Annotated in this window: 18 protein-coding genes; 2 read left to right on the top strand and 16 right to left on the bottom strand. The window is 43.9% G+C overall.

The window, feature by feature from the left end; genetic code table 11:
- Positions 1–26 precede the first annotated feature (26 nt).
- The 5 genes from CHH48_RS09645 to CHH48_RS09665 form a co-directional block, all read right to left on the bottom strand.
- A complete protein-coding gene (locus CHH48_RS09645) occupies positions 27–866 on the bottom strand; it encodes a carbohydrate ABC transporter permease (RefSeq protein WP_170937624.1) in 840 nt (279 codons plus the stop codon).
- The gene (locus tag CHH48_RS09650; RefSeq protein ID WP_095218937.1) at positions 866–1,804 is read right to left on the bottom strand and encodes a carbohydrate ABC transporter permease; all 939 of its coding nucleotides are present in this window, start codon (positions 1,802–1,804) and stop codon (positions 866–868) included. Before CHH48_RS09650 ends, CHH48_RS09645 begins: the two co-directional genes overlap by 1 nt.
- A 19-nt stretch (positions 1,805–1,823) precedes the next feature.
- Positions 1,824–3,344 (bottom strand): arabinosylfuranosidase ArfA, encoded by a 1,521-nt coding sequence (gene arfA / locus CHH48_RS09655; RefSeq protein WP_095218938.1) that lies wholly within the window; start codon positions 3,342–3,344, stop codon positions 1,824–1,826.
- A gap of 248 nt (positions 3,345–3,592) precedes the next feature.
- On the bottom strand, positions 3,593–4,930 hold the full coding sequence (locus CHH48_RS09660) for an ABC transporter substrate-binding protein (RefSeq protein ID WP_095218939.1): 1,338 nt from the start codon (positions 4,928–4,930) through the stop codon (positions 3,593–3,595).
- A gap of 305 nt (positions 4,931–5,235) precedes the next feature.
- Positions 5,236–6,366, bottom strand: coding sequence for a GntR family transcriptional regulator (locus tag CHH48_RS09665; protein WP_095218940.1), 1,131 nt, complete (start codon positions 6,364–6,366; stop codon positions 5,236–5,238).
- 225 nt (positions 6,367–6,591) lie between these two features.
- On the opposite strand from CHH48_RS09665, the gene CHH48_RS09670 reads away from it, so the two are divergent.
- Both CHH48_RS09670 and CHH48_RS09675 read left to right on the top strand, forming a co-directional pair.
- Positions 6,592–7,290, top strand: coding sequence for a Crp/Fnr family transcriptional regulator (locus CHH48_RS09670; protein WP_095218941.1), 699 nt, complete (start codon positions 6,592–6,594; stop codon positions 7,288–7,290).
- A gap of 18 nt (positions 7,291–7,308) precedes the next feature.
- Positions 7,309–7,998 (top strand): YjjG family noncanonical pyrimidine nucleotidase, encoded by a 690-nt coding sequence (locus tag CHH48_RS09675; protein ID WP_095218942.1) that lies wholly within the window; start codon positions 7,309–7,311, stop codon positions 7,996–7,998.
- 126 nt (positions 7,999–8,124) lie between these two features.
- On the opposite strand, the gene araA is transcribed toward CHH48_RS09675, so the two are convergent.
- The 11 genes from araA to CHH48_RS09730 all read right to left on the bottom strand — a co-directional run bounded on the left by araA (position 8,125) and on the right by CHH48_RS09730 (position 19,499).
- Positions 8,125–9,597, bottom strand: a complete 1,473-nt coding sequence (gene araA / locus CHH48_RS09680) for an L-arabinose isomerase (protein ID WP_095218943.1) — start codon at positions 9,595–9,597, stop codon at positions 8,125–8,127.
- Positions 9,598–9,610: 13 nt separating this feature from the next.
- Positions 9,611–11,305, bottom strand: coding sequence for a ribulokinase (locus tag CHH48_RS09685; protein WP_095218944.1), 1,695 nt, complete (start codon positions 11,303–11,305; stop codon positions 9,611–9,613).
- Positions 11,306–11,317: 12 nt separating this feature from the next.
- Positions 11,318–12,016, bottom strand: coding sequence for an L-ribulose-5-phosphate 4-epimerase (gene araD, locus CHH48_RS09690; protein WP_095218945.1), 699 nt, complete (start codon positions 12,014–12,016; stop codon positions 11,318–11,320).
- A 154-nt stretch (positions 12,017–12,170) separates the two neighbouring features.
- Entirely contained in the window at positions 12,171–13,586 is a 1,416-nt protein-coding gene (locus CHH48_RS09695; RefSeq protein ID WP_245840343.1) for an amidohydrolase, read from the bottom strand.
- A gap of 151 nt (positions 13,587–13,737) precedes the next feature.
- Positions 13,738–14,085, bottom strand: a complete 348-nt coding sequence (locus CHH48_RS09700) for a PTS lactose/cellobiose transporter subunit IIA (RefSeq protein WP_245840342.1) — start codon at positions 14,083–14,085, stop codon at positions 13,738–13,740.
- Between the two features lie 11 nt (positions 14,086–14,096).
- Entirely contained in the window at positions 14,097–14,426 is a 330-nt protein-coding gene (locus CHH48_RS09705; RefSeq protein ID WP_095218946.1) for a PTS sugar transporter subunit IIB, read from the bottom strand.
- A 135-nt stretch (positions 14,427–14,561) separates the two neighbouring features.
- Positions 14,562–15,899 (bottom strand): PTS sugar transporter subunit IIC, encoded by a 1,338-nt coding sequence (locus tag CHH48_RS09710; RefSeq protein WP_095218947.1) that lies wholly within the window; start codon positions 15,897–15,899, stop codon positions 14,562–14,564.
- Positions 15,900–15,987: 88 nt separating this feature from the next.
- Positions 15,988–17,859 (bottom strand): BglG family transcription antiterminator, encoded by a 1,872-nt coding sequence (locus CHH48_RS09715; protein ID WP_095218948.1) that lies wholly within the window; start codon positions 17,857–17,859, stop codon positions 15,988–15,990.
- A 119-nt stretch (positions 17,860–17,978) separates the two neighbouring features.
- Positions 17,979–18,566 (bottom strand): type 1 glutamine amidotransferase family protein, encoded by a 588-nt coding sequence (locus CHH48_RS09720; protein WP_095218949.1) that lies wholly within the window; start codon positions 18,564–18,566, stop codon positions 17,979–17,981.
- 24 nt (positions 18,567–18,590) lie between these two features.
- Positions 18,591–19,019, bottom strand: a complete 429-nt coding sequence (locus CHH48_RS09725) for a GNAT family N-acetyltransferase (protein ID WP_095218950.1) — start codon at positions 19,017–19,019, stop codon at positions 18,591–18,593.
- Positions 19,020–19,031: 12 nt separating this feature from the next.
- The gene (locus CHH48_RS09730) at positions 19,032–19,499 is read right to left on the bottom strand and encodes a GNAT family N-acetyltransferase (protein WP_095218951.1); all 468 of its coding nucleotides are present in this window, start codon (positions 19,497–19,499) and stop codon (positions 19,032–19,034) included.
- Between the last annotated feature and the right edge of the window lie 51 nt (positions 19,500–19,550).

Consider the following 19,550-nt stretch of genomic DNA (forward strand, 5'->3'; position numbering starts at 1 on the left):
AACTCCTTTCTAATCAAAACTCTTACTCAGCCTTTGACGCCGCCCACAGTCAATCCGGAAATGAAATAGCGCTGGAAGAAGATAAACAGAATCACAATCGGAATAATTGTCATAACAGACCCAGCAATCAAGACGTCATAGTTATTTCCATACGGCGTAAGCAGTGTAGCCAGACCAAGCGGCAACGTGAACATATCGTTCGAACGAAGAACGAGCAATGGCCACAGGAAGTTATTCCAGCTGCCAAGACCTTGCAGGATTGCCATCGCTGCTAGTGAAGGTCCCATCAGCGGCAGCATGATTTTAAAGAAGATGCCGTATTCGGTCGACCCGTCAATCCTGGCAGCATCCATCAGCTCTTTTGGCAAACCAAGTGCATATTGCCGGAAGAAGAAGACTGCCACCGGTGCTACGATACCTGGCAGTATCACCCCTAGATACGTATCAATCAGCATCATATCCATCATAAGACGGAATAGCGGCAGCATTAGGATTTCAAATGGCACCATCAAAATGAATACCACCGCAACGAAGAAGATATTGCTTCCTTTGAAATCGTACATCGCCAGCGCATAACCAACCATGGAAGAAAAGAACAGAGACAGAACAATCATCAACGCTGAAATCCATAGGCTGTTTCCATACCAAGTCCAATATTCTGCTGATTGTGTAAAGATGTATGTGTAATTGCTAAGCGTCAGTTCATCCCAAGGGAAACTGAATGAAATACCGTTTCGCATCAAGGAGCCGGAAGGAATGAACGAAGATAGCACGATACTGATGATCGGGAATAGTGCTATCAAACTGACAATAGCCATGACAACTGTAGCGACAACTCCCAGCAGTTTGTTATTATTCTTTTTCATCATCTATCTCCTTTCTTGAATGTACCGGTAGCAATCAAATAGATAATGCTGATCACAAAGATGATAAGCATTAGTACGACACCAAGTGCAGCTCCGAAGCCCATGTCATTTTGCTGAATACCTTGCTGGTATATATAGGCCGCAATCGAAAGGCCGATGTTACCAGGAGATCCTACAGCCCAGAAAACATAACTTTCTTCGAACATACGGAAGCCGTTGATGATTGTAATCGTACTAACGAAAATAATGATCGGCTTCAGCATCGGCATCGTTATGAAACGGAAGCGCTGCAATCTGGTGGCGCCATCAATTTCAGCAGCTTCGTACATCTCATCCGGTACATTTTGTAAGGCTGCTAAGAAGTAGAGGATATTCACACCGATCCAGCGCCAGCAGGCAAGCAAGACCATAAGACCGATTGCTGCCCATGGAGTAAACATCCACTTGAGTGGATCAAAGCCGAACACCCCAATGAGTTGGTTTGCGACCGCCCCTTGCTGCTCACTAAACATGAAGCGGAAAATCATACCACCGACAATCGTCGATGTAAGCGCCGGTATGAAAAGCGATGCCCGGAAAAGCGTCCGGAAGCGGACATGCTTCGAGTTCAGGATAACCGCAAGTACCATCGGAATGATGGTCAGAATTATTACGGTAAAAACCACGTAAGCCGTCGTATTCGACACAGCCCGATAAAATGTCGGATTCAGTACTCGCTCATAGTTACTCATTCCGATGAATTCCACTTGTCCAGGAAGCACGCTCTGGAAACTCATGATTACTCCCTGAATAGCCGGATACACTGTGAAAAGGAGCAGAGACAGTACAAATGGCGATATGAAAACGAATGGTACTACCTTTTTTGAATTCAGAAACCGGAGGAACTTATTCTGTTTCTTCCGTGTTCTCACCGGTGATACTGGCGTAACTGTATTCATTACAATCCCCCCCTCACCCTTAATTTGTTCTGGCTTTTTGCAGCCGGATAACATTCCAAGAAGTCCGATTCAATTGTGCCTTCAATCTGCCGTCTACCAAACTTGATTCTCCTTTGCCATGCGGTGCAACGCGTGTCGTGTCCTTTGTATTGGCAGCCTTCAGATCGTGATGCTCAAGCACGATATGCTCTGCAATTTCATACCCTTCAAAACTCCTGACATCCACATCGAGCGGGATAGATTCTTCCAAGTGCTTATTCACTAGGAAAATCGTCAATGCTTCTTCCTGCTCATCATAGACAGCAGCACTATCAATGAACGGTACATCTGTGAAGTCTTTGCTATCATACTTAGGAGAAGAAAGGATTGGCTGCAAGCTGATTCCTCGACCGTAAACGGATGCGTGCAAATAAGGATAATAGATTGTCTGTTTCCAAGATTGGCCATTGTTTTCAGTCATAATCGGCGCAATGACGTTCACTAGCTGTGCCATGCAAGCCATCTTCACGCGATCAGCATGACGGAGCAAAGTGATGAGCATGCTTCCTACTAAAAGCGCGTCTTCGAAATTGTAGACGTCCTCCAGCTGTGGTGGTGCGACTGTCCATGGATCCAGCTTTTCATCATGCTCTCTGGAGTGATACCATACGTTCCATTCATCAAAGCTCAAGTTGATTGTTTTCTTACTGCGATGCTTTGCTTTAATGTAATCACAGGTAGCAGTTACAGTCTTGATGAAATGATCCATATCCATGTTCTTCGCCAAATAGTTGGCCGGGTCATTGGAGCTGTTTCCGTAATATTGATGCAGTGAAATATAATCCACTTCGTCATATGCGATATCAAGCGTTGTCGCCTCGTACTCCGGGAAAGTCGGCATATCCGTATTTGAGCTGCCGCACGCTACAAGTTCAATACTCGGATCAACGAGTTTCATAGCCTTGCCTGTCTCTTTGGCTATTCTGCCGTATTCAGCTGCTGTTTTATGCCCTACCTGCCACGGTCCATCCATTTCATTTCCTAAACACCAGGTTTTAATGTTATGCGGCTGCTCATATCCATGCTCCCTGCGCAAATCACTCCAGTACGTACCGCTCGGATGATTTGTATATTCAATCAAATTACGCGCTGCATCAATACCACGCGTACCAAGGTTCACTGCCATCATGACTTCCGCTTGTGCTTTTTTCGCCCAATCCACAAATTCATTTGTTCCTATTTCATTCGTCTCGATTGTTCGCCAAGCCAGCTCCAGTCGTTTTGGTCGACTTTCCTTTGGTCCGACACCATCTTCCCAGTTGTAAGCAGATACCATATTTCCACCAGGATAACGAACGATAGGCACTTGCAGCTCTTTCACCAAGTCAATAACATCTTTTCGAAAACCTTGTTCATCTGCATCGGGATGGTCTGGCTCGTAAATACCGCCATACACTGCTCTACCTAGATGTTCAATAAATGATCCGTAAATTCGCTTGTCGACTTCGCTTATTTGATAACTCTTATCTAAAACCATCTTCGCTTGCAATTTTTCTGCCATTTATCCCCACTCCTCTTTCTTTTTTGATAACGCTTACAATTAAGGTAAAAAAAGAAGGTGACACATATCGCATCACGTACGAACATATTCCACCTAATATCTCCACATCCAGAAATATGTACGTATAAGTTTATATATTCAGTATAGACAGATGTGTCTGTAAAAACAAGCGTTTTTTGCATTAGATGGAAGAAATATAAAAACCCCAAGCTGCTGAATTGCTGCTTGGGGTTTTAGAGTCCTAGTTATTACTTCATACTACTTTCAATTTTATCAGCAGCTTCTTTCATTGCTTCCTCAGGAGTCTTATTCTTCTGCCTCAGCACAGAATCTGCAATTATAGTATTATACTCCGTCGAAACATCCGGTGTATTTTCGGTAATATTTAGTGTGTTAATCTCATCCTTTATCTCCAAGAGCATATCGAAGATACCTTCACCAAAGAATTGATAATACTCGTTATCTTCTCTGACTGCTTCACTTTCCCATACATCCCAGCGAGGCGGGTCAAATCCGAGAACCTTCCATAGGTTGATGCTTCCCTCTTCCGAGATCTTTGTATAAGCCAGGAATTCCTTCGCCAAGTCCGTCTCTTCTGACTGATTGGTTACGACTGTTCCTGTACCACCCATACCAGCCGATCTTTTACCGCCTTCTTCCCAGGCAGGAAGCGGCTTGATGGCAATTTTACCTTCCATTTCCGGCATGTTATCAAGGAAACGTCCCATGTACCAAAGCGGCGCTAGGATAGCAGCTGATTTTCCTTCTGAATAATACTTATAGAAATCCTCTGATTGGTTCATTCCACCAGGAGTAAGTTCAGCAATTTTTTCTGTATAAATGGCATCATACAAGAATTGAAGGGTATTTACATTGGTTTCGTTATCCAATGTCAAATTTCCTTCCGTATCAAAGAAATCTGAATCCTGCTGTGAAACCATCGGCCACAAATCCATCAGAAAGTCGCCTGTACCGACGTTCCACATAACTGCATCTGTCTTTTCCGTCACTTGTTTACCGGCTTCTACGAAGTCATCCCACGTCTGAATGGAATCGATATCCACTCCAGCTTGATCCATAATTTCTGTATTATAATACATGACAGTTGCACCTACATGAGTCGGAACGCCATAATAATCGCCTTCTTTTGCATATAGATCAAAACGAGCCTCTACGGAATCAGCAAGTACCGGCTCTACATATTCGTTCATTGGCTCAAGCTGCGGTGTTCCTTGTAAAAAGTTCGGAAACTTACTTAATTCGATATCCGCAATATCCGGTGCACCTTTACCTGATTGCAGACTAAGCAGCAGGTTATTATGCATATTATCGTATGGATACGTTTCAGCTACGAGCTTGATTGGTCGATCCGGGAATTCTTCATTCCAGCGTTCGGCTGAATCCTTGAATAAATCCATATGTTGACCAACAAATGTCCAATAAGTCAATTCTGTTGCATTCTCCAGATCTGCACCGACAACTTCCGTTTCATCCGCTTCACTGCCTCCACCACCACTGCCTTTGCTACAAGCAACCAGTACGATGATCATCAAACCGATCATCAGTGCCTTCAAGACCTTCTTCATAAAGCTACCCCCTCATTTTTAGACTCAACAAGCAGTATTTGAAAGCGTTTACTAAAGAGGTCATACCTCCCTTTCCGTACTCGGCCAACTTGGGAATAGTCTAGATGATAGCGCATACATTTTGGTGTGTCGGCCTATACGATGCGTGTTACATATATCCTATCACCGCTCTCCTAATCAGTCAATAAGTTTTACAATATTATCTTTACAACTTATACGAACAAGATTTTACAATGAGAAATGATATAGAATACTTATTCAACAAGTTATAAAAAAATGGAGCTGATTAACTCAGCTCCATCTGTTTACTTTATTTTTTCTAATGCATCTGCTTTAATGGCTTGGGTTGACTGCCTTGGTACTAGCTTTGTCGGGAAGACAACACTCTCAATCGCCCCTTCAGAGCCTTTGCCCTGATTACTCTCGATTAGATCCAGAATCAATTTACCAGCTGCCTTGCCAAGCTCTGCTTTCGGGTGTTCAACAGAAGTCAGTTTCACTTCCGATAATTCAGTCAGGAAGGAATTATCAAAGCCTACAATCGACATATCCTGAGGAATTTTCATATTACGTTCTCGCAGCACATTGATCAGTTTGATAGCCAGTTCATCATTATAGCATACCAATCCAGTTGGCTTGGCATCTGTTTGATTCAATAATGCTTCAAGCTCCTGTATTGGTTTGTCATGTTTCTCCTCCGTACTGTATGTCACGATATGCTTCGGATTAATTGGCACTTTATATTCGCGATGCGCCTTTAAATAACCTTTCATCCGCAGCGTTCCCTGCATGTCGTCCGTTTTGAAGAAACCGATAATATCCTGGTGTCCTTGCTTGATGAGATGCTCTGTTTGCAAAAAAGCACCACGCTCGTCATCGACAAGTACTCGATACGGCTCCAGAGCATCATAATAAGCATTAATCATAATATATGGAATTTGCAGCCGCTCCAAATTCAAATAATAGTTGATATTCGGGTTGGCAGATGCACTCTTGGTTGGCTCAATAATAGCACCGTCAAATCCTGTAGTGATAATCCTCTCTAAATACTCCCGCTCTTTTTCATGATCATTATTCGTATTGAACAGGCTCACATTATAGCCGCGATCACTTAAATACGCTTCTGCTCCGCGAATGATTGATGGGAAAATATAATCGGAGATATACGTCGTTACGATGGCAATATTTTTATTTTGCATAGCGTTCTGCTGCAGCTGATGTTTCGACCGATCAGCACAGAATGTACCCGCACCTTGTTCTCTGTAAAGCCAGCCTTCATTTACCAACTCACCAATTGCCAGCCGTACGGTATGACGGCTCACATCAAATTGCTTCATCATCTCACTCTCAGACGGAATCTTTGCATGTGGCTCATACGTACCATCGAGGATTTTGGACTTTATTGCCTGTTTTACAATTGCATACTTTGTCTGCATAACTTACACCAGCTTCCTTCACATGTTCGTATAAGTTAGCATAACACATGAGAGAGGATTGGGCACTATGTTGCTATAAATACATTCAATCAAAAGCCATGTGATGGTAAGGGGAAGATTTCTTCCGTCTTTTGCCGATTAGATAACGATATGATACGATCGGGACATATGTCCTTTCCTTTTCAATCTACGTACATATAATATAAGTAAAAGGCAGGCCTGTGTATGCAACTTATACATGACGAAACGCTGCTAGAATTTTATATAGAGAAATATGGAATCAGGCAGCACTTCCCATCTGAAGTTATGAATCATTTTTGTTTATACAGCGCCAGTATCGGTGATGCTATCTGCGCACAAGGAGAACACGTAACGCAGCTGTATCTGCTCGTTAAAGGGAAAGCTACTGTATCCTATGTTGCAGAGAATGGCAAAAAACTGATTGTTTCATTCAAGCAAGCTTTTGAATTATTTGGTGATATAGAATATATCAAACAGATAGATGCATTACATACAGTAGAGGCTGCGAGTGTTGTCCATCTGATCGGGATACCAATTGATTCACTACATACATACGCGGCTTCATATCCGCTATTTCTGCAGCTCCTGCTCTGCGAAGTAACAGAGAAATTCCAGCTGAAATCAAGAGCGTTCAGTTTCAGTCTGACACACGGAGCACTCACCAGGTTAGCTAGCTATCTAATGCTTGTGATGACAGCAGATGACGGCAGACAGCTGACCGGCCCCTTGCCAACTAGCCGAACAAGCGATATTGCGGATCATATCGGGACGACCTCTCGGCATGTGAACCGTTTACTTTCTACATTAGCTAAGGAAGGCATTATTAAACGCCGCAAAGGGGCAATATCTATAAAAGACTGGGAAAAGCTTGAGCAGCTAGCACATCAATCAATCTATTCCTAATAACTGGAGGAAGACAACATGACAAAACAATATGATGCTTTATTTTTTGACGTTGACAACACCATTCTAGACTTCACAAAAACCGAGCAAGAAGCTCTGCCGCTTCTATTCAACCAGCACGGTCTGCCATCAGATGAAGCAGCTATGACTGCGTACCGCACCATCAACCAGCGATTGTGGAGTTCTTTTGAAAAAGGGGAAATCAATCGTGATACTGTTGTTAGTTCCAGATTCACAGAATTCTTCGCCCTCTATGACCAGCAAGTAGACGGAGCTGATTTGGATGCTGCTTATCGCGAGCTGCTCGCACAAGGAAGACATATGATAGCTGGCGCAGCAGAAGTGTTGGAAAAACTGTCCGAGCACTATCCCTTATACATCGTGACAAACGGCGTTTCTGAGACACAATTCCGCCGTCTGAAAGCGACCGGACTGCTTCCTTACTTCCAGTCTGTTTTTGTTTCTGAAGATACCGGATTCCAAAAACCGATGGCAGGTTTCTTTGATTATGTGTTTGAACGCGTTCCTGGAATTGAACCAGAACGTTCATTGATCATCGGAGATTCCTTAGTAGCAGATATCCAAGGAGGAAATATGGCTGGTATGGACACCTGCTGGTTCAACCCAGGCAGACTGCCGAACCACCTTCCGCTTCATCCGGATTTTGAAATAACTAAATTAGAGGATTTACTGGATATTCTGAAGTAAAAAAAGGTGTGTGCAATACTTTAATTTATAATCGAAATTTAACTAGAAAGAGTGTGACAAAAAAAAGGGGCTTCTACGCCCCTTTTTGGTTTTTCTTTCGATTTTATAAAGAATGACAAATTGATCTTATTTCCATACCAACTGGTTCCACTGCAACTCTTTCCGGAACTGTTTTAGGTTTGTATTATTATCAATCGTCACACATTCAATGCCGACCAATTCCGCAAAGTCCTCAAGCTGCTCTGCTGTGAGCGCAAACGACAGCGCCGTATGATGGGCACCACCAGCATAGATCCACGCTTCTGTTGCTTCGCTCAAGGACGGCTGCGGCTTCCAAAGTACTTTGGCAACCGGTAGATTCGGTGTTTCTTTTTCAGATTCGACAGCGTCCACTTTGTTGATAATCATGCGGAAACGTCCGCCGAGCTCGATAATTGAGACATTGACCGCTTCACCGGCAATACCGTCAAATACAATGCGAGCCGGATCTTCCTTGCCGCCGATACCGAGCGGATGCACTTGGATGGACGGTCGATTTACTGCCACTGTCGGACAGACCTCCAGCATGTGCGATCCTAGAATTAGTTCATTACCTTCTTCTAAATGATACGTGTAATCCTCCATAAAGGATGTCCTATCATTATTTGCCATCGCCTTCAGCAAACGCACAAGTGCTGCTGTACGCCAGTCTCCTTCTCCGGCAAAGCCATAGCCCTGTGCCATTAGGTGCTGGACAGCAAGACCTGGGAGCTGCTTCATACCGTGCAGATCTTCAAAGTTTGTGCTGAATGCCTGATAACCTCCGCGATCTAAGAAACGCTTCAATGCAACTCCAATGCGCGCCTGCTCCCGAACAGAAGCTAGCTGATCTTCTTCTGTCGGAAGATCATAAGATTCCTTATACGTCGATATCAATTCATCAACGTCGGATTCACTAACTTCCTTCATTTCGGCAACAAGATCACCGATACCGTAATAATCGACAGTCCAGCCAAATTTAATCTGAGCTTCGACCTTATCACCGTCTGTGACCGCTACCGTGCGCATATTATCACCAAAGCGTGCTACTTTGATCTGCTGACTCTCATTAAATCCTACGGCAGTCGTCATCCAATCCGCGACCCGATTTTGTATGTCTTTGTTGCCCCAATATCCAACAATGACTTTTCTAGCTTTATTGAGACGCGTTCCCATGAAGCCATATTCGCGGTCACCATGAGCGGATTGGTTCAGGTTCATAAAGTCCATATCGATTGTATCCCATGGCACATCACGGTTGTATTGCGTGTGCAAATGCAGCAATGGTTTCTGTAATGTCTTCAATCCGCCAATCCACATCTTTGCAGGTGAAAATGTGTGCATCCAAGTGATCAACCCTGCACATTCTGGATCTGCATTCGCTTCCAGACTTACACGCTGAATATCAGCTGCATTTGTCAGCACTTCCTTGAAGGCGATTGGAAACGGTAATGTTCCTTGTTCATTCAGTTTGTTTACCAAATCCTCAGAGTTCCCCTGCACTTGATTAAGCGTTTCTTCTCCGTATAAGTGCTGGCTTCCTGTCACGAACCAGAAAACATATGGCTTTACTTGCAACATCATAGCTCCCCCTTTATTTTTGTACTGTGAGTTTTCTTTCAGACTGCGACCGAATTGTTTTCAAGCGCTTCATCACGTCGTTGGCTCCCCTGCCAAAGTAATCGTGCAGTGTGTTATATTCCTGATAAATAAGCTCATAGATCTCCACATTTTCCGGTATCGGCTGGATAACTTCTTCCTTCACTCTGGCCATTCTTTCAGCCGCATCAAGGATGCTGTCATATCCGCCTGCTTCTGCACCAGCAGCTACAGCACCGAACATTGCTGCACCGACAGCTGGCGTTTGCACGGAGTCAGCAATATAAATAGGTCGGTTCGTTACGTCTGCGAAAATTTGCATGAGCAATTTATTCTTCTGCGGCAAACCGCCGCATGCATAAAGCTCTTCTACCGCAACACCACTTTGATGGAAAGCGTCTACAATTTTACGTGTACCAAATGCTGTTGCTTCGAGCAATGCGCGATACACTTCTTCAGGCTTTGTCGCCAGCGTCAGTCCGAGCACCATGCCGCTTAATTCTGTGTCAACGAGTACCGAACGGTTACCGTTCATCCAGTCAAGCGCCAACAATCCTGTTTCTCCTGGACGATACGTACTAGCTCGCTCCTCCAGCCATTGATGCACATTCTGCCCGGCAGCTTCTGCCTGACGATAGACATAAGCCGGCACTTGCTCGTCGACAAACCAGCCAAAAATGTCCCCAACAGCAGACTGTCCAGCTTCATAGCCATAGTAGCCTTCGATAATGCCATCCTCGACAACACCGCACATTCCTTCAACCGTCCGCTCTTCTGTACCAAGCAGCATGTGACAAATGGATGTGCCCATTGCCATAACAAGTTTTCCAGGAGTCACAACACCCATTGCAGGAACTGCTGCATGGGCATCGACATTTCCTACTGCAATTGCAATACCTGGTGATAGATTCATAGATGCTGCAAATGAGTTCTGGAGTTCTCCAGCTTTTGTTCCGAGAGGATAAACTTCTCCACGCAGCTTCGTATCAGCCAAATCCCGCATTGCTGGCTGCAGGCTTTCGAAAAAGTCTGCGGTTGGGTAGCCGTCCTGCTTATGCCAGATTGCTTTATAACCAGCTGTGCAGCTGTTTCGTTTCAGTTCACCTGTCAGCTGGGAGATGACCCAATCTGTTGCTTCGATAAATTGATCAGCAGCCTCATAAATTTCAGGAGCTTCATCAGCTATTTGCCATATCTTCGGTATCATCCATTCCGAGCTGATTTTCCCGCCATAGCGAGCTAAGAATTCCTCTCCACGCTCACCGGCAATGTCATTCAGCTTATTCGCTTCTTCCTGCGCAGCATGATGCTTCCAAAGCTTTACCCAGCTGTGCGGATTATCACGAAATGCCGGATCGAAGCATAGTGGTTCAAGATTTACATCCACCGGTAAAATTGTACAAGCAGTAAAATCTATTCCGAGTCCAATAACATCAGCCGGCTCTACTCCCGCAGCCTGCATAACCGCCGGCACTGATTGGCGCAGTACATCGAGGTAGTCCATTGGATGCTGCAGCGCCCATTCATAGCCAAGTGCTTTATCCAAATGCGGTAGTTTTACATCCATTACACCATGACGATATTCCGTCACATGCTCTGCTATTTCCATTCCATCTTGAAGCCGGACGAGCACAGCTCTGCCGGATTGTGTTCCATAATCAATTCCAATCGAATATTTTTCCGTACCCATGGAATTCTCCTCCTAAGTGGTCTGGCCGTAGTATGCGTCAGCCCCGTGTTTTCGTAGATAATGTTTATCCAAAAGCTGCTGGTCCATATCCTCCACCTGCTGATCCAGCTGATAAGACAGATGTGCAATCTTAGCCACTTCTTCCAGCACTACAGCGTTATGTACCGCTTCGGCCGGTGTTTTTCCCCAATTGAAAGGAGCATGTTTGTGTACAAGCACACTCGGCACCTGATTTGGATCAAGCCCCTTCGTCCGGAATGTCTCTACAATCACATTACCCGTCTCCAGCTCATAGTCCTTTTGAATCTCTTGTCCGGTCATCGGCCGGGTGCAAGGGACAGTTCCATAGAAGTAGTCCGCATGAGTTGTACCAAGTGCAGGCACCCCTTTGCCTGATTGTGCAAAGGATGTTGCCCACGTAGAATGCGTATGGACGATTCCGCCAATATCTTCAAAATGCTTATACAAAACCAGATGAGTCGCGGTATCTGATGAAGGCTTCATGTCGCCTTCTACTACTTCGCCATCCAGGTTAACAACTACCATATCCTTTACCGTCAGCTTCTCATATGCCACACCACTCGGCTTGATAACCACCAGCCCGGCATCTCTATTGATACCGCTTACATTTCCCCACGTAAAAGTTACCAGCTCATGCTTTGGAAGGTCTAAATTCGCTTGCAGTACCTGTTCCTTTAATTCCTCCAGCATTAGGTCCACCTCTTCTTGTACGTATATTTGACTTCATATTGTGATTTTACCTCAATTGGTACGTACAATCAATTACTTTTTCTCAACATAAACGTACAAGTTGAATAATTGGCATAAAAAAAGAAGACATTTCCGAGGAAACGTCTTCTTGAACTTATTTTTTTCTTTTAATTGGAGCAGGTTTCGTATCGGACGGAATCAATGATCTATACGTTTCTCCACCAAGATTGGTCTGGTGTTCTGTCTTTATTCCTTCGAGCAGCTCAGGCTTCTCTAATAATTCTATAGCAGATGCAGCCAGCACCTTACCTGTGAACAGCATGCCTTTATGGGCAATAGATGTTTTTCCTTGCGTAACAAGCTGCCAGCTATGGAATGGTGTTGCATAAGCACAGGTAGTAACATAGATCTGACCGGTAGGGACAAGCCAGCTGACGTCACCAACATCTGTTGATCCTTTGAAGAAGCCTGGTACTGGAGGGAAGTCTAAGATGCCCTGTGCGAGCACTTTATTATCATTTTTCTGTATTACAGCTTTTTCTTCTGCACTGAATGTCTGCTGTACCTCTTGGGCAAATGCAAACTCTTCTTCTGAATAGTTAGGAGCATCAGTTGCTACCAAATGCTTATGTATCAGCTTTCCTAGCGTTTCATTTGGAATCAGATCTGCTGAAGCCGCATCGAATTGGATTTCCAATTTGGTTCCTGTCATCAAGGCTGCTCCTCTTGCTACGTCTTTGACCCGCTCTAGAATCTCTTCAACCTGACCCATTTTAGGAGCACGGATTTTGTAAAGTACCTCTGCATTAGCCTGTACAACATTCGGGCTCATTCCACCAGTATCGGTAATCGCATAATGCAGCTGTCCTTCTGGAATGATATGCTCCCGCAGGAAATTGGAACCGATGTTCATCAGCTCAACTGCATCCAAGGCGCTTCTGCCAAGGTGCGGACTGAAAGCTGCGTGGCTGCTTGTCCCAGTAAAACGGAAATATACTTGGCATGTCGCCAGCATTCTAGCATGATAGACTTGATTTTCATCCCATGGATGCCATGTTAGCGCCACATCTACATCATCGAAGAGACCCGCTCGAGCCATAAAGGCCTTACCGCCTCCGCCTTCTTCTGCCGGACACCCATAATAACGCAGTGTTCCTTCCAGTCCGGTTTCTTCCATCAGCTGTTTCACTGCAATTGCAGCCGCCATCGCGCCTGTACCAAGCAGGTTATGTCCGCAGCCATGTCCATTGCCGCCTTCTTCTATCGGATCCTTCGTTGCGCTGTCTGCTTGCTGACTCAAACCAGATAATGCATCGTACTCGCCTAGGAATGCAATGACCGGCTTCCCGCTTCCGAAGCTAGCAACAAATGCTGTCTCAATATCACCTGCATTTCGCTGCACCTCAAAACCTTCTTCTTCCAAAGTGGCCGCTAATATTTCTGCAGATTGGACCTCTTCGTATCTCGTCTCTGCAAAACCCCATATTCGATCGCTGACAGCAGTCAACTCTTTACTTTTACCTTCTAGAATTTCCGATATTCTCGTATACACATCGTGACTTGTTTGCAAGATAGGGTTCCTCCTGATAGTAGAATTGTTCACCCCTATTATAACATTTATAATTCTGAAAATTTAGTCGTTAATATCTAAATCGTAAATAGACTCAAGCATTGGCTTGAGTCTATTTTAGCCTTATTGATAAGTGTTCTGATGCTGCTCATTATTTTGAGTGTTGATCTATTTTGACGGGAAGCAATTCTGTACACAGTGCCAAAAACTCACTCGCCATTATCTTGATAGTTTCACTAGATAACATCTGATCCTCCGCATGTGCAAGAAGCAGTGAAAACGGCAGCATTTCCCCTGTTGCTTCTCTTTGAATAAAGGAAACATGCACTTTATGAATCTGGTTATATGCTTTATCTCCTGATGCCATTGCAGATTTTGCTCCCTCAAAATCCCTTCCTCTTGCCAATCGCATGGCCTCTACGTAATGACTGCGAGCATCCCCCGCATGCGCTATGATCTGGAAGGCTGCCTGCTGCATTTCTTCTAATGTCTCTTTCACCAGATCCCCTCCTATTGTCGCTGACTTGCTAACTGCAGCGCTTTTTCCAATAACTTCTCTCCATCAGCAGTGCCATACAATTTTACATCCATTACATCCACAGGAATACCATATGGTGCTGCTCGCTTTTCTGTTGCTCGTTTAGCAAATCTGACTTGAGGACCTAACATGATGACGACCACTTCATCGTGATGTGCTTGCAATTCTTCCTCTATTGCTCCTTCCGGGATAGCATAGATATAATACTCCTCTCCCCCTAAAGCATCTGCTGCCTTTTTCATCTTTGATACAACCATCGATGTTGACATACCTGCTGAGCAGGCTAGTAGAATTCGCTTCATACTGTTACCCCCTATTATTTGTATTCCTTATCTGCACAGTTCAGTAACCTTGAATGGATGACTTGCTGATACGTCACATCTGCCGCCGTTTTTTCACGTCAATCTGATGAATGACAGTAGAGCAAGATCTAGTAACTATACTATCTTTGTACTACTTTCATCTTTGTTACCTTCATCTAGTCTGCGTGTGCGGTTCGCGATGAAAATGAAAGGCAGGTAGATCACAATGGAAGCAGCTATACAAATCAATTGGGTAACGACCGCTCCCCAGCTGCCGCCTGTAGATAACCATGCATTAATAATCGGCGGCGTTGTCCACGGAACCATGACGACAGCTTTATCTGCAAATCCGATAACAGTTGCAATATATCCAATTGTACCCGTAATTAGCGGAGTAATGATGAATGGAATCGCCAGAATAGGATTCAACATGACTGGTACACCGAAAATGACAGGCTCATTAATGTTGAATACACCCGGTCCTGCGGATAGCTTTGCAATACTGCGCATCTCCTGCTTTTTCCCTGCAATGAATATCGCAGCCAGAAGTCCGATTGTGACACCCGAGCCTCCGATGTTCATGTAAACATCCCAGAAAGGCATCGTGATGATATTTGGGATTTCCTCACCGGCAGCGTAAGCATTCATATTGACTGCTATAGACCCGAGTAAAAGCGGTTCCCGTATCGGCTTGATCATCTGGTTCCCATGAATACCGATTACCCAGAAAAATTGTGCAACGAACATAAGTAGCAAGATACCCGGCAAACCTTGAATAGCAGACTCCAAGGGACGCTGTATCACGTTATAGACTGCTTCATGTAAATAAATACCTGTTAATCGATGGAATGCAAACCCGAAGCTGGCAATAATCGTTACCGTAATAATCGATGGAAATAAAGAAGCAAACGATGTCGTTACATTGGATGGAACACTGTCAGGCATCTTAATCGTAAGTTTATCCATCTTGGAAAACCAGGTGAACAGTTCTACAGATATGAGAGCAATGAACATGCCAAGGAAAAGACTTTTCGGATCTGAGAACTCCCTAGCTAATACATTGACCACTTCTTGCAAAGAACCGTCGACCTCTAGTAATACCGTTGTTGGTATGACGGAGATATACGACATTAAGGCCATCAAGCCTGGGAATAATGATTTGTGACCATTGATTCTCCCAAGTTCTATCCCGATCAGTACCACTGCTGCAATGGTAATGAAATTCAATGTTGCATAATTTATTGCGCCCATGATTCCTTGTAATTCAGCCAAGAATGAAAACATACCGAAGGCTGCTAAACCAGTCTCCGGATCCAGAATCATATTCTCGACCAGGACTGCAAACGCCCCGACAATAATGACTGGCATCAAGGTTACGAATGATTGCTTAATCGCCTTTATGTGCTTCTGGTTGGATATGGTATAAGCTACGCTTTCCAAGGCACCTGTGAATTTATCCATTTTCTTGCCCATCTGACTCTCCCCCTTCGCTTATACCAGAGTCTATTATAAAAGCGCTTACATTTACATACATTGTTTTTCCTCATTCATAGGAAAACTATCAGCTTAACAGGGGGAGACAGGCTGCTAAATCCTGTGCGTGTATAAGCTGTTTCACTTTCTGTCTATCTTCGATGAAAACGACCATACTTTCGTAAAGCTGCTGCAAACCCTCATTATATTGTTTTGGTATACAGAAAAGGAATATGACTTGTACTTCATTTCCTCCCCAATCAATCGGCTGCTGCAGCGTACAACAGAGCACCACTGGTTCATCCATAACTGGATAAATAGGATGTGGGACTGCAACAAGGTTTTCCTGGAATGTCGGAGCCATCTCTTCTCGTTCCTTTATAAGTGCCAGTAGATTAGATGGGACAACGAAGCGCTTTTTCATTTGCTCAACCAGAAACTGCAAAACATCATCCCGATTAGTATAGGTTTGTTGTAAAAAGATATGATCTGCCCGGATATAGGCTGATAGGGTTTGCTTTCTATCCGTAAGTATACGTTCAATCTGACCTACATCAGACTCCCGAAGCAACGTATGAACATTTACAATTGGTGTAGACAAGGTACTCGTCAACGGCACTGTGCTGATAATAAGATCAATATCTTCAAGTGACCGTCTTTGTAAATCTGCAGCACTGCACGTACCTGCAACTTCCATCCTCCCGCTAAATCGTGCTCGCAGTTTATAGTACAGCAGCTGCGAACTAGCTATCCCAGTTGCACATACGACCAAAGCACGCTTCTTTACACGCTGACTTTCTTGTCTTGCCATTGCAGCTCCGACATGTAAAGCTAAGTAGCCTAGTTCATCTTGATTAATCGCTACATCTGTCAGTTCCTGCAATTTCTTACCCATCAATACGCTGGCATCAAACGCTTCTGGATATGCTTGCTTGATCTCTGAAAGCATTGGATTCCGAATTGTGAGTCCGTATTTGAAGCGGTTCAATGCTGGTTTAAGATGCAGAGCGATACCACAGAGCAGCTCATTATCCGTCGAAAGTGCAAGCTGCATATGGTTATCCACGATACGTAGCAGCTCTCTTGAGATTTCCATGACTCGGGGCTCTACAACTTTCGTAAAATCTTTCACTCCTTTTTCTTCATAAGAAACCGACTTAGCTCCTAGTATATGCATTGTCATGTATACAATCTCGTCTTTTGGCAGGTCTACTCCCAGTACAATCCCAACACTTTTCGCAAGCTTTTGTGCCACTTGGTATTCCTTCGATCGAGTAATAGATTCCTGATCTGATTGGGATATATCTGCAACTAAACCTGCATCCATCCGTTCACTAGCAATCCAAATATGAATTACTAGATTATCCACACCTATATCCGTTACTAATGTATCTTCTTCCTTGAGTACTGAAACGACTAACTCCCGAAGCTCTTGATACCGTTTATCCTTAAGTCCAGGTATAATAGCATCTGCTTCAAGAAATGAACGATACACATTTCTCAGCTGTCGTTCAGATCCAATAATACGTATCCCATATTTCGGCTTTGTGATAACAGCAAGACCTCTGGATTCCAAATCTTTTTTTAGTACTCTCAGATCATTCTTAACGGTAGATTCGCTAACATACAGTGTTTCTGCAGCTTCCTCTAATTTCAAGAAAGTCTTTCTTTGTAACAGTAAAAGGGCTAATTTTACAACACGGTCTGATTGATCCTCCATCTCTTGCGTCTGCATTTTCATACGATTATAAGCTTCAGGATCATGCACGGTCAGTCTATAACCCTTGCCCCTTTTCGAATCGATGACCGCTCCGAAAGTTGATAAGGTACTAGACAACACGCGCATATCAGCCCTTACTGTTCTCGCTGTTACGCCTAGCATACCTGCAATCTGTTCACCAGTATACTCGTCCCCGAGTTCCATCAATTCAAGAATTCCAATCTGTCTCTTTGACAGCAAATTCTATCACCCCGATCTATTGAATCCGCTCATACAGTACGGATCCCGACACCATATTTTCTATTCCATAGAAAAGAGGCATACATAGTAAATGCCTCCTTATGCCACAGTAAAGCTGTCTACCTCGATGAAACAATAGAACCTTCTTTAAAAAACCTATACCATCTATCAATCTTCTCGTCTTCCTGTACAGCCAGCAGTTTTAGGATATCTTGCGCAAATTCCAAAGGTGCGGTTCCATTAGCTGTAATCAAGTTTCCATCTCGGACTGATTGTGCATCAATATAATCTTCTTCCCCAGTATAAATTGGAGCACCTTCCTTCAGATATTCCAAGGTATTGCTTGTATGCTTCCGGCCTTCCAAGAAACCATACCTTCCAAGAAAAACAGTTGCATCACAAATGGCTGCCACAGGAATATTGTTTGCCACACAGTGTGCAACCAGCTCTTTTACTGGGACAGTTTCGGGCTGTCTCCACGTGTTGCCGCCTGGCAAGATAAGCATGTGAAAGTCGATAGTCTTTGTTTCTGCTAAACTATAATCTGGGAGAACCTTGAATCCTCCTATAGATGAAACTGGCTTTCCATCCAGCGTGACAGTCTTCACCTGATACTCTGAATGCGGTGCTTGCAGTTCTGCTGCTACATAGCTCACTTCCCAATCCGCATATTGGTCAGTAAGAAAAATAAGAACTGTTTTTTTCATTCATGCACCTCTTTTCTACTATTTTTAAACGTCCCTGCTCATGAACATAATTCTCTCAATCTCCTTGAACCCGTTTCGCTTATAAAAAGTTTCTGCTGGCAATCCACGGTCTGTCAGCAAGGAGATTGTCTCTGCATCTGTAGTTCCAATAAGGTACTCCATAAGAGCCTTGCCGACGCCTTTACTCTGCTGGTCAGTTCGTACACACATCTCGTTTATAAAGAATTCATCACCAGACCACCATTTCCTTTTCACACCGAAGAGAAAGCCAATCACTTCCTCATTTTCTGTCGCAACAATTCCTGTAAAACCAGGTGTTTGATAAAAATCAATCAAGTAAGAAAATGCAGTTTCTGTAGTCCAGGCTTCATTCCATGGAGCTTCATTGAAAACTTTGGCATAGGTATCGCTGCATGCTTTCAAATCATCATCTTTACATAATCGTATTCCCATATGATTCCCACCTCAAAGTTTCTTTGTCTTCACCATTGATACCGTCTCATAACCTAGCCGACTATATACATGCTGCGCACCCGCGTTGTTAGCAAATACATTCAGTGCAATTGTGCCAATACCTTCTTGTTTCGACACTTCTTCTAAGAGAGTCAGCGCAGCACTGGCATAGCCCCTCTTACGGAATGTTTCAAATATGTAGATGTGGAAAATAAAAATCCTGTCCCTTTCTGGCTGAATGTTGTACCAAATGATACCAACATTCTCTTTCTTATCTTGGCAAACTACGTGCCCAATAAAATGATCTTTCTTTCTGTTTTCTTCTGTTAATAAACTGTGCAGCTGTTTGTCGGCATCTTTAAGAGCTGTCTCTTTTGGAATACCGAGATTAGCAGATACATTTTCCGCATAGTTAGGAATTTCAAATTCAATATACTGCTGTACTTCTTCAGTGTTCATTTCTTTGTATATGACTGACATAAAGTAATCCTCCTGAATTCCATATTTTTCTTTTTATTGTACAGGAATGAC

Origin of the sequence: Terribacillus saccharophilus, assembly GCF_002272075.1 — a bacterium.
Lineage (GTDB): Bacteria > Bacillota > Bacilli > Bacillales > Amphibacillaceae > Terribacillus > Terribacillus saccharophilus_A.